The following is a 13,841-nucleotide window of genomic DNA, read 5'->3' on the forward strand; positions in this document are numbered from 1 at the left end:
CTTGTTGACCCATCATGACGATGCGCTCCCGTCGATCGATGTCTACCAGGATACGCAAGATTCCACTTCTCGGGCGAGTTTTTCAACAGAATCGGTCGAACAGCGCCAGTCGACGGCGGTAGTGAGCTGACAGGTTTGCGGCAGTCTCGCTGCCGCACTCGATGCCGGCTAACATCATGACTGGCATCCGGACTCGATGCATATCCGGACTGGGTCATCCGATCGACATAGGGCGGGGCCGTGACCATCGGCAAGCTGACGATTCGCGCACTCGCGTTCTGCGTAGCGGGCGCGTTACTGGGCAGCGGGGCCGCATTGGCAGACGAAGTCAAGGTGATGATTTCGGGCGGGTTTGCGTCAGCCTATCGCGAACTGGGCCCGCAATTCGAGGAGGCGACCGGCCGTAAGCTAAGCACCGTCTGGGGGCCCGCGGTGGGTACGGCCGCGAATGCGATCCCTGTGCGGCTTGCGCGCGGCGAGTGGGCCGACGTGCTGATCGTGGTTGGGTATGCGCTCGATGAACAGATCAATGCGGGCAGGGTCTTGCCTGACAGTAAGGTGGACTTCGCACGCTCGGCAATCGGAATGGTGGTTCGCGAGGGGACGCCGAAGCCGGATATCAGCTCGGCCGACGCATTGCGGCGAGCGCTGCTCGCAGCGAAGTCGATCGTCTATCCGGACAGCCCGAGTGGCGTCTATGTCGGCAGCGAACTGTTCTGGCGTCTCGGCATCGCGGGGCCGATGGAGAGCAAGAGCCGCATGATTCCGGCTGCGCAGGTCGCCGATGCCGTCGCGAATGGAGAAGCTGAGATCGGAATTCAGCAGGTCGTCGAACTGTTGCCGGTGAAGGGGGTGACGGTGGTCGGCAGTTTGCCCGCAGAAGTGCAGAGGTACACGGTGTTCTCCGGGGGTATCGCCACCAATGCGAAAAATCCAGCCGGCGCAGAGGCGCTGATTCATTTTCTGTCGTCGCCGGACGCGGCGCCCGCGATTTCGAGGACCGGGCTCGAACCGCTTTCGGCGAAGCCTGCGAAATGAGCGAAACGCGTGTCCTATGCGCCGTTCGACCTGAGTGGCCGGCTTTCCGGGAACGGCCAGGAGGAGTCATTCGTCGTGGCCGCCATTTGGACACTCGTGCGACCGCTTCGCTCCGTCAACGGTCCTTCGACCACCGACGATGTGCATCCCGTCATCGGCCATTCCCATCATCCGCAACCGGGCAAATATTTCGGTCGCGAATGGCCGCTGTCGAGAAAATCGAATGTTCCTTGGGTCAGCGAAAACTGTCGAGTCGAACAGTTGCTTCCGCTCAGCGATAGCGTAGCGCCGCCATACCGCGTTCACACCGCTTATATGGACACCGTCCGGTTTGCCAAGTTGATCTTGATGTGATGTTCAAACGAGGTATCGGCTGCGGTCTTATATCCGGCCTGTAGTGCAAGCCGAAGCCCGCGGGCCCTGATGGAATTCGCCGGGAACATCCTCATCTGGGCCACGCACTTTTAAGCGCAAGGCTGTGTTCAGGTTTATGTTCCTGCGGTCCGACCTGTTTCGCCATCACATGTTAATCAACCTCAGCAACCTATCGGCACTTCACCTCGTCTTTCGTTGCTCATCTGCTAAGCGGGTTTCACGCTGACGTGATTCTTCTCGTACGTCCTGCCGTGGGCCAGAATGGCCCATGCGGTGCGTGCCATCTTGTTGGCGAGGGCCACCGCTGCAACATTCGCTGGTCGTCGCTCCTGGATTGCCTTCTGCCATGTAGTCGGCACTTTGGCGTGACACATCACCGAGCGCGCGCCGTGGATCAACAGCGTGCGCAGATACGGATCACCTCGCCGGGAGATCGATCCCAGCCGGATCTTGCCGCCGGTGCCGCTTTGCCTGGGCACCAGCCCGAGGAACGAGGCAAACTCGCGTCCGGACCTGAACGTTTTTGCATCCCCAATCGTAGCGACCAGCGCAGTCGCGGTAAGCCTGCCGATGCCTGGCACTTCCGCGATTGCCCGGCACGCAGCCTCCTGCTTGTGCCAGCCACTTATCTGCTTCTCAAGCTGGTCGATATCCTGCTCGATCCCGTCGATGCGTCTCAACTGGTCGTGCAGACTGCTGAACATGGTTCCCGGCAGCGCATCCTCGAGCTCTGCCATGCGAGCCCGCATCTCGGTGAGACCGGCCACGCGTCCTGCCCGGAATGACACACCGAACTCGTAGAGGAGGCCTCGTAACTGGTTCACCTGCATGGTGCGGAACTTGATCAGCAGCGAGCGCATCCGGTGAAGGCCGAGCATCGCCTGCTGGTCTTCCGTCTTTGCCGCTACCGTTCGCATCCCCGGCTGCTGTACCGCCGTCCAGATTGCCCGCGCATCCGCCGCGTCGGTCTTGTTCGTCTGGACAAACGGTCGGATGAACTTCGCATGCAACAGCACCACCTCGTGCCCGAGCGCCTTGATCTTGCGGGCCCACCAGTGCGCGCTGCCGCATGCTTCAAGCGCCACCCGGCCCGCAGGCCGCTGCGCCAGAAACGCGATCAGCTCGTCGCGTCGAAAGCGTCGATTGGCTATTTCGCCGGTTTGCGCGTCGACCCAGTACATCTGGAAAATCTTCTTTGCAACATCCAGTCCGTATGTCGTAGCATTCATTTGGGCCCTCCGTTCCTCAAGTGGACGTGTCGAAACTCCACTCTGGCACATTGATGCCGTTCGGTTCTGGAGGGCCTCCGCGTTCCTGCTGGACCCTGCGTCCCCGAAGGGAGGACGGTGTCCATTCCATCTGGGCCTATCGCGGGAAACGGACAGTGCCAGTCCATCCAGTCGTATGAGTCGCTGTGGTGCGCCCATGCCCAGATCCTTGGCAGAGTGGGATTAATCACCTCGACAACATGGTTCGACGCTGAATCCACGTCGCTCCGATCATTCTTACTGCTTCGGGGATCGATATTCTGGAAATTCGTGTGGTCGTAAGACATGGTTATCTCCTTTGACGGCTTGACATACACAACTACCCGCGCCAACCGTACGAGACTGAAGGGGTCTGTCGGGGACGAGTTCTGACGACCGACAGGCTGAGCGCGGTACAGCGCGTTGCCCAGGCAGTTGCCTTCAATTTCATCGTGCTGGACCCTAGTCACGGATTTTGTCGGCGCCCGCGGTGGGCGTCCGACGTCTGCGGCCGCGCCCGGGCGCTCCCGCGCGATGATCGGCGTGAGGTATTTCTTCCGGTTGCCGCCACAATACGCACGAAAGAAATCCGGCAAGGACAATCTGCATTACCTTGTCGCTCGCCCTCTGCGGGTCGCACATTCTGGAGAACTGCACACCCTCGCGCAGGCTCACCAAGCCGAGCGCGAGCGCGTCCGCCTGCAGGGGCAACGGCCTGCCGTCGCGCTCCGACGCCGTGCGGATGTACGTGCTGATCTGGTCGACCTTTTCGTGCCGGAACGCGTTAAAGCGCTCCTGAAACGCGGTGTCCCGATACGCGAGTAGTTTGGCTTCGACCCAAAGCAGAAAGCAGTCTCGATCACGAAAATACCGGCCGTAGTACGCGATGGCGCGCGCCTTCACTTCCGCGGGCGTGCTGCCCTCGTCCATGACCGCCCGCGGATCGACCTGCGCGCTATCGTGGTCCCGGCGCACCAACTCAAGCAGCAGCTCCGGCTTACCGTCGAAGTTCGAGTAGAACGCGCCGCGCGTGTAGCCGGCCGTCTCGGCGATGTCCTCCACGCTTGTAGCGGCCAATCCCTTTTTGACGAACATCTTCCGCGCAGCCTCAAGCAGACGCTCTCGCGTCTGTTCCCTGCGCTGTGCGTGTGTCAGGCGTTCCCGTTTCATGGCATAACATACCGGTCGGATCAGAGACCCGGCATCGCCGGGCCCCTTTGCAGCAGCGTGTGTCGCAATATGTGTAATCGACCGTGAGATCGCGGCCTGCAGTCAGGTCCTGGTGGCGAAAAAATAACTTCCGTGTCTTCGATTAGCGTTCAAACCCCTCTATTGGCGCGTCGACGACCTGTACGCGCTAGAACGTATAGGCGACGTTCAGGAAGACGTTAAGCGGATCGAGCCGGAGCGTCGATCTGGAAACGATCTGCGTTCCAGTCGCGGTCTGCCCGTAAAGCGTCAGGTGGGTCTTCACTGGAACGTAGCCGAGAGAGGCTCCGACCGACCAATGTTTTGTAATCGCGTAATTTGCCCCGGCCTCGAATACAGGATTCCACGATGAACTGAGGGTCGCTCGTGCCGAGCCACCTGGACCGAGGCTATCAGAGACAAACTGGCTATTGGTTGTCCGAACCTGGGTGAACCACGTATAGTTCACGCCGAGTCCGACGAACGGACGGAATTTCGATTCGGCTGAAAACAGGTGGTATCGAAGTTCGAGGGCGGGCGGCATCGGCCTCGTCGAGCCAAGGTTGCCATACTTCTGCAGCGTACCATCGCCAACCAGATTCACCTTCAGTGGCAATCCAAACAGCGTGGCAACACCAATGTTGTCCGTGACATAGTACTCGGTGGTAATTCCCACCGTATCCGTCGAGCTGGCATGCGCCCCGGTACCGGCTAGCTGCTGGTTCACCGCTACGCCGCCAATGCTCTCCACGGTTAGTGGCGTTGCGTTGCCCTGTGGCGCAATGTGAAGCCATCCTGCCGACAGTGTCGCGCTTCCGGCCGACTGGGCATTGGCATTGTCGATAAGCGCCGCCGAGCAGATACAAGCTGCCATACCGACCGAACTGATTGCGCGTTTGTAATTCCTCATGTCTCTTCTCCTGTCTCTCTGTCTGGAAATTCTTTATGAATCAGTGGTGTTGCCGTTCGATCCGTTCAATTGTTTGTTTTCCCGTTTTCGTATAGACACAATGGGCACACTCCGATCGCCCTGCACCCTAATAAGCGGGCATGGCCAGGCGCTCCGTCTCAGGCGGGAACACGCACCAAGTACCGTCACGGTGCCGGAAGAAAAGGAATCCAAGCGGGCCTGTCGGTAGCAGTAACTCGATACGCACGCACGGTCTCTGATTCGAGCGCGCGCGGTTGAATCGGGTAACCCGAACCGGCATCGAAGAAGTCGGCCCGAGCCATTTTTCAACCTGCGAACGCAAAGACCTTTCTGATGCGACACCCATCTTCTTTCCATCCAGGCAATTAGGTGTTCTAACCTATAGACATTGGCATGCATTTGAACCGCCGCATCGCGGCGCGTATGCGCTGACTAGCCTTTAATCTGGGCGCATGACCGAGCGCGTCCGTTTGATCTCGGGGCTCGTGTCACGTTGGGCTGGCCCGCGTATCTGTCGATGCGTCGTCTGTCCCCGTCGGTTGCTCGGCCCGTGATGGCCTTGCCGCGGCCGAGATCGAAAATGCGAACGGAAAGCGCCCGAGCGCGGAAGCCGCCAACGCTTCGAACGCGGGGTCGGCAAGTTCGACGTGGAGTGACATTCCGAGCGAGGTGTCATCAATGAGGCTAACGATTGCATCCTCGACGCCAGCCTCTACGAGGGCCGACTCCAGGGCGTCTGCCGTTTCGCGCAGTTTCAGCGCCGGCTTGAAGATCTTTCCGACGCCCGTCAACGGCATCGTGTCCACGATCCGTATCCCCTTTGGCAACGCGGCGCGTTCGTTGATCTCGTGACGCAGAAACTCGGCCAATTCCGCTTCGGTTGCGGTTATGCCTGGCTTTAGCTGGACATAGGCCACCGGCAATTCGCCCGCATGCACATCGGGGCGCCCTACGGCTGCGGCGATCTGAACTGCGGGATGGCGATGCAACGGCTCTTCGATTGCTGCAGGGTCGATGTTGTGTCCACCCCGGATAATCAGCTCCTTCTTCCGGCCGGTTAGCCAGAAGTAACCATCGGGGTCGCAGCGTCCGAGATCTCCGGTGTTGAGCCAGCGCCCGCCGTCACCATCTTCCATCCAGATGCCACTGTTCTGCTCCAGCCGGGTATAGCCAACGAACACGTTTGGCCCGGAGATAACCAGTTGGCCAACCTCATCCGCAACGCAATCCCGTACATACCGGCCGCTTGCGTCGACCACCACTGCTTTCATCGCCTGACCGGGCAGACGAAGACCAATCGAACCGACCCTGCGCTCGCCAAGCGGCGGGTTAACGCTGCTAACGCAGGTACCCTCCGTGAGGCCGTAACCCTCAAGGATTCTGATTCCTGTACGATCCTGGAAAGCGCGAAGTAATTCCACCGGCATCGGGGCGGCGCCGCACAGTCCATACTCGAGCGAACTGATATCGTGCTCGCCAACCGGGACGTCCAGCAGCGATCCGTAGAGTGTCGGGACACCGCTGAAGAAGTTGACGCGGTAATGCTCAACAATTTCCCAGAAGCGCTTTATAACGCCATCGCCCCGATACCCTTGAGGTGTCCCGAGCACGACGTGGGCACCACGCGAGAACGCCAGCAGGCCCGTCACGATCACGGCGTTGACGTGGAAAAGCGGCAATCCGCAAAAAATCGTTTTCCCAGGACCAATGCTTTCACCGAAGAATTGACCCGCGCTCCATGCATTGGCCACCTCGTTGCCGTGCCGGCGAATCGCAATCTTAGGTAGTCCCGTGGTTCCGCCCGTGCAGAAGAACGACGATATATCATCGATGCTCGTTCGACGCGTGCCGCTGAGCGCCGCCCCGGATTCTCGCGCGATTGCCGTACTGAACTCATGGATGCCGACATGCGCAGGAACGGCACCGTGAATGCCGCCAGGCCCATGCAGTCTTGAACACTCGCCACGTTGAAGCATCCGGGCCGCAACTCCCTTTTCGCCCGGCATGCGGTCGGCCGGATTCACGAGCACCAGGTGCTGCAGGCAAGGGAGCTTGCGCAGCACCGCTTGCACCTTCTGCCAAAGGTCGGTTCCGGTGAACGGCGCCAGGGTTACTAGCACGCTCGCTCCTGATGCGTTAAGCAGTTCGCCGATCGCTTCGCGCTCAAGCAGCGGGTTGATCGCGCAGACAATCCCGGCGGCTTCCCCGCCCCAGATCACAAAGTGCGTTTCAGGGAGGTTGGGCAGTACGTATGCGACCACCGAGTTGCGCTGGACTCCGAGGCGCGCAAACATATTCGCGGTTCGCGTGACATCACGCACCAGTTCGCTATACGTCCAGCACTCGGCGTTCCGGTAATTGTCGGCCGTTGCAAAGAACGAAAGTGCGGGTGCCGATGGATTGATGGCGGCGCCCCGACAGATCGTCTCGTAGGTACTCGACGGGAGATCCGCCGGCTGCACCCACGCTTCAATGTCAAGTACATCGCGTACGTTTGCGACGCCTTTCATGCCGCCTCTTCCACAACGACGTTATGCTGTACGCCCAGATTGATCGAGCCGTCATTGCTGACGATACGCGCCTCCACGACGTCACCCGCGCGCAGGTATTGCGGCCGTTCTTCCTGCATCTTCAGGAAAAGACGCCATTTTTCCGCATCGGGCAACTGCGCCGCGGCGCGCATCTTTTCCGGTGACGGAATGCTCAGGGCACAGCCGGAGGGCGTGCCGGTCGCGAGCAGGTCACCGGCGCGCAGATCGTGTACGCCGGAAAGCTCTGTTAAGGTCTCTGCCGGACCATAGACGAGGCCCGCCGTGGAGTCGTTCTGGCGGACAGCACCGTTTACCGTCAGCGTCAGCACGAGCTCCTTCAGTTTTGGAACATCCTGTTTCTCCAGGAGGCAAAGGTAAGGGCCGACAGGACCGAAAGTGCGATAGCTCTTGCCCTTGTAGAACTGCATTTGCGGAATCTGGATATCCCGCGCGGAATAGTCGTTGACGATCACGGCGCCGGCGATGTAGTCGTGCAGATTCGCCTCGGTAACAGTTTCCCGGCACGTAATGTCGCGTTTGAGGACGAGACCGAGTTCGATCTCGTAGTCGAGGAACCGCACTCCATTTGGCTTAACCACGGCCGAGTCGGCCGGAACGATGCAGCTACTCGCCTTCGTGAAGATCATGTTGAATTTCTTCACATCCGGGTCCATTCCGGACTCGATCATATGCTGGCGATAGTTTGCGCCCTGGCAGATGAACTGCTGATTGGGGGTCACGGGCGACAACCATTGCACTTCCGACTCGGGAATCGTCGGACCGCTTAGCAGGACCAATCGTTCGACCGGATTGGCCTCGATAAACTCGGCGGTCGACTTGAATTCGCCAGGAATCGGCGTGATAGCGCCATTAGCGACCACGCCCCACTCGGCGCGGCCTTGATGCAAATAATGCAGAACGTGAAGTGCCATTTATAGATCTCCGGATTCTATGGAAGGGGTTGGTTCAGGCGAAAATCTTTGCCAGCGAGCGCAGCTTGCTTAGCGTCAGGTCAGGGCTGCGACGCAGGTTCCTGAAGAGCGCCACGATGCTCGTGGGCGTGAATCTGGGTTTTGTGAAACTGCGGGGCATTGCCGGTCCCCATTGCGCCATCGCCTCACGGCTCACGGCATGGACCCCGGTCGGCGCATCGGCCGTAAAGAGATCGCCGTCGCAATAGTGCTCGTGCTTGTCGCCCCACGCGTCCTGCCAGTAGTCGAAGATCTGGCTACCCAGGATATGGCGGCCGATCCCCCACGCGTGCGTCCAGCCCTTCTCGCGCAGGACGCGCTGGCCCATGCCGACCGCGTCTGCATCGACGACTTCGTAGGCGCTATGGCTGTAGGTGGGCAGGAAGCCTTGTGCAAGCGCGAGCGTATGGTGATCGGCCGGCTTGTCATCAAGATCAAGCCGCATGAACGCGACGACGGGCGAGCCATCGGGAAGCACCTGCACATCGCTCGGGATGAAGCCGAAATGCTGCGTATACCATGCGCACGTTTCCTGATAGTCGGCCAGTTCGAGCACGACATGTCCGAGCCGGATAACTTCGGGCGCTCGCTCGGGCGGTCGCTGCGTCCCGTTAATCCGGACGGCCACATCCACGGAGTTGAACGGCAACGGCGGCCTATGGGATAGCGTCGAAGCTGGCGCCTGGCCCCATATTGCATCGACGCGAAAGCCGGAAGGGTCGGTTAACTTAACGATGTAGCCGCCGCCGGGGAAGGGCGACCGTTCGGCCTCGGAGGCGCCTGGCAGCATTGCAAGTGCATCAAGATCGGCCCTGCTGTCGACCTGCAGCCCAAAACCGACGAACCGGGATTTCGGCGCCTTGCGGACGACATAGCAGAAATGCGAAGCACCTGTTCCCCGCAGAAGCAATAGCGCTTCACCGCGCGATACAGTCTGTAGCCCGAAGTCATTGAGAAACTGCTCGGCTTTCTCGAGGTCTGGCCGCTCGAATATCAGATAGGCTAATGCCGACGCTTTCGTCGTGGGATCAGGGTGATGAGCCGGCTGTGCAGTGGTCAGTTTCATAACGGATAGGAAATCAGGCGGTTCGAATAGCGGTTTCGACTTCCGGTGTCCGCACGCTCAAGGGATTACCCAGCAAGGCGAGACTCTCGCGCACGATACGGTTTACATCGGTGGCCGGGCCGTCGTGGACGATCGTCTTGTCGGGCCGCGCTACGGCAGCCCACCCGAGGGGCACCAGCCCGGGAAGAAATACGCCTTCGAGGTCTTCCCAGCTGTCGCGCGGAGCAAGATGCAGTCGTTGCCCCCGATGGGCAATCTGGACAACGCGCCCTCCGGCACGCGCAAACGCTGCGGCCGTCGCGTGCTCGAGCGCAGCCGCCGCGTCCACGCCAAACCCAATCAGCGCGAGACCCTGCCCGAGCACGTCGTCGCTCAGACGCGTGGTGCCATCCGAACCTCTCACCCAGCCTTGCGCGATGACTGCGCCACGAACAAGCTTCGTCGACGAGCGGCCCTTGACGAACAGCCCGTGGCGGAATGCATTCTTCGGCTTGATCTGCAGCTCCTCGAATTGCGCGCGCAGGCGCGGTACCAGTCTCGACAGACGCATCAACCCGTGGGTCAATAAGGCGACGACACCACTCCGGGGCATGACGAGCTTGCCCATGAACTTCGCGAGGTTGATCATCGCCTTCGCGTGGGGGCGCCGCTCCTCGTCATAGGTATCGAGAATCTCTGGATCGGCACGTCCTTGCACCACCCATGCGAGCTTCCAGCAAAGGTTGGCGGCGTCCCGAAGACCTGCGACCAATCCCTGCCCGACGAATGGGGGCGTGATGTGGGCCGCGTCGCCTGCCAGGAACACCCGGCCCTTGCTGAATGCATCGACAGCGCGCGCATGGAAGCGATACACGGCCTTGCGCTCGATGATCATGTCTTCCACATTGCCCCAGGGGGAAAGCAAATCCCGGATACACGACTCGGATTCCATATCCTCGCGGCGCTCGCCAGGCCGGAGCATAAATTCCCAGCGTTCGCGACCGCCAGGCGCGACCATGTGCGGGATCGGCCGACGGTGATCGCAGATGAACTCGATGTGATCGATCGGACGCGGTACGTTGCGGGCATCGACGATCAGCCAGTCCTCGGCGAACGTCTTGCCCTTGAATTCCTGCCCAATGAGCTGGCGTACCAATGAACCCGCCCCGTCCGCGCCGACCAGATAGCGGGCCCGGACCACATGAGTGCGCCCCTGGCCAAGATCTAACGATGCGAGCACATGATCCCGTTCTTCTGTGAAGCTCTTGAGCTCAACCCCAAACGCGACATGCACACAGTCGTATGTCGCGAGCCGGGCGCGTAGGCACCGCTCCAGGTCTGGCTGGTAGAAGGTGACGAGCTTCGGATGACCATCCAGGCTGCCCAGCGAATTCACCCTGCCGAACAGTCCCAACATGGGCGACCTCATGCGGACGTACGGTATGGCGATCGTCTCGAAATCGCTCTCCGCAACGCCGGCAAGCTGAAGGATGCGCAGCGCTTCGTTATCGAGCGCGATCGCACGGGGCGCCATGAATACTTCAGTCGACCTGTCGACAACCATCACGTTCACGCCGTGCTGTGCCAACAGATTGACAATCGTTGCACCCACCGGTCCGCAACCCACCAATAAAACGTCCACGGCTCGCGGAAATGCCCCGATCGGCGCACGACCCTCGCCATCCCGGCTGTACGGCGCGGAACCATCTTTTGCTGCTGTCTCCACAGTCACTCCGTCTGTTGTTTGTTAGACCGGCGCTAGTCGGCCGTTAGTGACATTAAAGTCATAGATGATAATTTTGTCAACATAGACAATAGAATCTATACTTCCGTATGGCTAAAACTGGACCGATCATGCCGAACACTTCGAATCGCCCGACAGCAAAGCGTCCTACCCGTGCGGCGCCAGTCTCCCCGGTTGCCGTTCCCGAGGAACGCGAGCCGCGCGGTGCCCGTCGTAAGCGCGAGACGCGCGCCCGCCTGCTCGACGCTGCCCTCCGGCTGATGGCCGAAAAGGGCATGGAAGGCGTAGCCATCAACGAAATCACCGAGGCCGCCGACGTCGGCTTCGGATCGTTCTACAACCACTTCGAGTCGAAGGAAGCCATCTATGCGACGCTTGTGAACAATGTGTTCGAGGAGTTCGGCGACAGGCTCGATCGCCTCACCGGGGGCCTGTCCGACCCCGCTGAAGTGATCGCCGTCTCGGTGCGCCATACCCTGATGCGTGCGCGGCGCGATCCCGTATGGGGACGCTTCCTGATACGCGAAGGGTTTTCAGCGGGCATCCTGAGCCGCGGGCTGGGTCAGCGGCTGCTGCGGGATATCGGCAATGGCATCGCCGCCAAGCGCCTTATGGTGAACGACCCCTTCATCGGTTTTCTTTCGGTGGGCGGCACGGTGCTCGCGGCAATTGCGGCCGAGCTGAATTTTGTCGCACCGGGCGCGCCAGCGGCGCAGCTGCTCGACGAACTTGGCTTCAGCGGAGAGCACTTCGCCGAGCGCACGGCAGCAACGCTTCTGCAGACACTCGGGCTCAAGCGCGCGGAAGCGGAGAAGATTGCAATGCGAGCGTTGCCGCTCGTCGAGGCGGAAGTCGATGGGGAATGAGACGGGCAACGACAACGTACGTTACGGGATTAGGGTCACCGACCCGGCTCGATGAGCAAAAGTGCTTTCCGGTTGGCCTTGCCCATCAAGCGGTTTCTGGGTCTGGGCTCCGCTCAACCGCCGACGCGATGCATTCCTTTCAGACCCGCTCCGCAGCGCGTGCAACGCGTGACCAACCCTCCCAGCCGTGGAGGCTTGCGGAATAGCAGATCACACTCGTGGCAGGCAATCAGATTCGGATATTCGATACTGGGACGCGACAAGGGAAATTTCGGCGCCATCCGGCGCAGGCGGTAGCGCCGGCTCAATTTCTTTAGCCGACGGCGCCCCCTATTTCTTGCATAACGAACTGGTCGGGCTGACCTGGCACCGCAGGTGTCGCCCAATGGAGAGCGAACCGATTCATCGCGACGCTCTCCTCGACCTCACGGAATCAAGTTCATTCTCTTGACGTCACGTGCGGCTGATCGTCCGGCAATTCGCCCATCGCCTGGAACAGTGCGGCGGTATCGCTCATGCGCTGGCTCCCTGCGCGGACGGCGCCAAGCTGTGCATCGAGAAATCGCTGCTCGCTGGCGTGCTGTGCAGTTGACGGCAGGGAACCCAGGCGGGCGCGCGACGCCGTTTCGTCGAATGCCGCATGGGCTGCCTGTGCCGCTCTTTCGGTTGATACCAGCGTCTGCGCGTCGTTGTCCAGTGCGGCAAGCGAATCCGCGACATCCTGGAATGCCGACAGGACCGTCGACTTGTAGTGCAGAACCGCGGCATCGTAGCTATCGATCGAGGCTCTGCGTTGTGCAAACAACGCCCCACCATGGAAGAGCGGCTGCGACAGGCCCGCACCGATCGCCCAGAGCCCCCCCGCGCCTGAAAGCATCGCCGGCCAGCTAAAGCCGCCGCGGCCCATCGAGGCTGTCAGTGACAGGCTCGGAAAGAGTTGCGCAGTCGCAGCGCCAACGTCGGCTGCGGCGGCTTTCACGGCGGCGTCGGCCGCCTGAATGTCCGGGCGCGAACGCAGGAGGTCCGACGGGACGACGACCGGCACATGGTCGGGCAAAGACAGGCTATCGAGATCGGGAACGGTCGGTGCGTTATCCGGCGTACGACCCATCAGTACCGCCAGCGCGTGGACGGCTGAGGTGCGCTGCTGGCGCAAGGCCGGAAGACTCGCTGCGATCGAATCTGCGTCCTGCGTCGAGTTGAGCGCCTGCACGTGCGAAATGGACCCGAGCACGTATCGTTGCTGATCATCGTTTGCAGTTTCGCTCGCCACGGCGACGAGCCGTTCGGTGAGCGCGATCTGGCGATCGAGCGCCGCCACATTGATCGCCGTGCCGACGATGTTGGCGGCGAGCGCGCGCCGGGCCGCTTCCAGTTCATACGCCTGCACATTCACGCGAGCGGCAGCCGCCGCGTTGGCGTAGCGCGTCTGGCCGAAGAAGTCGAATGTGTAGTGCGCCTGAAGCTGCCCGGCGAAAAAGTTGTACTGCACCTGCTCAGGGCCGAGCCCCGGTACGACGGGTGAACGCGCGCGTTCAACCTGGGCGACACCGTCGACTGAGGGCAGCGTGGAAGCGCCGACCTGCGCGCGAAGTCCCTCTTGCGCGGCCGCGAGCGTTCGCTGCGCACCTGCAAGCGTCGGACTGTTGCGCAGGCCTTCCTCGACGAGCGCATTGAGCGCGTCGGACCGGTAAAGCCGCCACCACTGCGGCACCGATGTCGCGCCGATATCGAACCGCTGCGCAATACCGCCTGCGGCAACAGTCTTCGAGGGCTGCGCCTGCGCCCCGTAGTGCTCGGGCGAAGGCATCGCCGGCGGCTCGCCGCTGGGGCCGAACGAGCAGCCCGTCAGCGCGAGCGCCGTAGCGACGGCGAGAACGGATGTCTTATAGGCAAGCTTCATGA

At 61.1% G+C, this 13,841-nt stretch carries 11 protein-coding genes; 3 read left to right on the forward strand and 8 right to left on the reverse strand.

Annotated elements, in window-relative coordinates; all coding sequences use genetic code 11:
• Positions 1 to 240 precede the first annotated feature (240 nt).
• Positions 241 to 1,038, forward strand: a complete 798-nt coding sequence (locus P3T16_RS07340; RefSeq protein WP_429341738.1) for a substrate-binding domain-containing protein — start codon at positions 241 to 243, stop codon at positions 1,036 to 1,038.
• Positions 1,039 to 1,047: 9 nt separating this feature from the next.
• Positions 1,048 to 1,392: a hypothetical protein gene (locus P3T16_RS07345; protein WP_429341739.1), complete on the forward strand. Its 345-nt coding sequence runs from the start codon at positions 1,048 to 1,050 to the stop codon at positions 1,390 to 1,392.
• Between the two features lie 227 nt (positions 1,393 to 1,619).
• Here the strand turns inward: P3T16_RS07345 and P3T16_RS07350 are convergent, their stop codons facing one another.
• From P3T16_RS07350 to P3T16_RS07380, 7 genes are all read right to left on the reverse strand, one after another.
• Positions 1,620 to 2,642 carry an IS110 family transposase gene (locus tag P3T16_RS07350; protein ID WP_429341740.1) on the reverse strand — a complete coding sequence of 341 codons (1,023 nt, stop codon included), beginning with the start codon at positions 2,640 to 2,642 and terminating at the stop codon, positions 1,620 to 1,622.
• A 480-nt stretch (positions 2,643 to 3,122) separates the two neighbouring features.
• Positions 3,123 to 3,830 (reverse strand): TetR/AcrR family transcriptional regulator, encoded by a 708-nt coding sequence (locus tag P3T16_RS07355; protein ID WP_429341741.1) that lies wholly within the window; start codon positions 3,828 to 3,830, stop codon positions 3,123 to 3,125.
• Between the two features lie 187 nt (positions 3,831 to 4,017).
• Positions 4,018 to 4,758 carry an OmpW/AlkL family protein gene (locus P3T16_RS07360; protein ID WP_429341742.1) on the reverse strand — a complete coding sequence of 247 codons (741 nt, stop codon included), beginning with the start codon at positions 4,756 to 4,758 and terminating at the stop codon, positions 4,018 to 4,020.
• A 509-nt stretch (positions 4,759 to 5,267) separates the two neighbouring features.
• Complete coding sequence (locus P3T16_RS07365; protein WP_429341743.1) at positions 5,268 to 7,289, reverse strand: acyl-CoA synthetase; 2,022 nt, start codon at positions 7,287 to 7,289, stop codon at positions 5,268 to 5,270.
• Positions 7,286 to 8,242, reverse strand: a complete 957-nt coding sequence (locus tag P3T16_RS07370; RefSeq protein ID WP_429341744.1) for a fumarylacetoacetate hydrolase family protein — start codon at positions 8,240 to 8,242, stop codon at positions 7,286 to 7,288. The genes P3T16_RS07365 and P3T16_RS07370 overlap by 4 nt, the downstream gene beginning before the upstream one ends.
• A gap of 34 nt (positions 8,243 to 8,276) precedes the next feature.
• Positions 8,277 to 9,347, reverse strand: coding sequence for a VOC family protein (locus tag P3T16_RS07375; protein WP_429341745.1), 1,071 nt, complete (start codon positions 9,345 to 9,347; stop codon positions 8,277 to 8,279).
• A 13-nt stretch (positions 9,348 to 9,360) separates the two neighbouring features.
• Positions 9,361 to 10,968, reverse strand: a complete 1,608-nt coding sequence (locus tag P3T16_RS07380) for a bifunctional 3-(3-hydroxy-phenyl)propionate/3-hydroxycinnamic acid hydroxylase (protein ID WP_429341746.1) — start codon at positions 10,966 to 10,968, stop codon at positions 9,361 to 9,363.
• Between the two features lie 212 nt (positions 10,969 to 11,180).
• On the opposite strand from P3T16_RS07380, the gene P3T16_RS07385 reads away from it, so the two are divergent.
• Positions 11,181 to 11,936 carry a TetR/AcrR family transcriptional regulator gene (locus tag P3T16_RS07385; protein ID WP_429341747.1) on the forward strand — a complete coding sequence of 252 codons (756 nt, stop codon included), beginning with the start codon at positions 11,181 to 11,183 and terminating at the stop codon, positions 11,934 to 11,936.
• Positions 11,937 to 12,375: 439 nt separating this feature from the next.
• Here P3T16_RS07385 and P3T16_RS07390 read toward each other — a convergent pair whose 3' ends face one another.
• Positions 12,376 to 13,839: an efflux transporter outer membrane subunit gene (locus P3T16_RS07390; protein WP_429341748.1), complete on the reverse strand. Its 1,464-nt coding sequence runs from the start codon at positions 13,837 to 13,839 to the stop codon at positions 12,376 to 12,378.
• Between the last annotated feature and the right edge of the window lie 2 nt (positions 13,840 to 13,841).

Source organism: Paraburkholderia sp. GAS42, assembly GCF_050436565.1.
Lineage (GTDB): Bacteria > Pseudomonadota > Gammaproteobacteria > Burkholderiales > Burkholderiaceae > Paraburkholderia.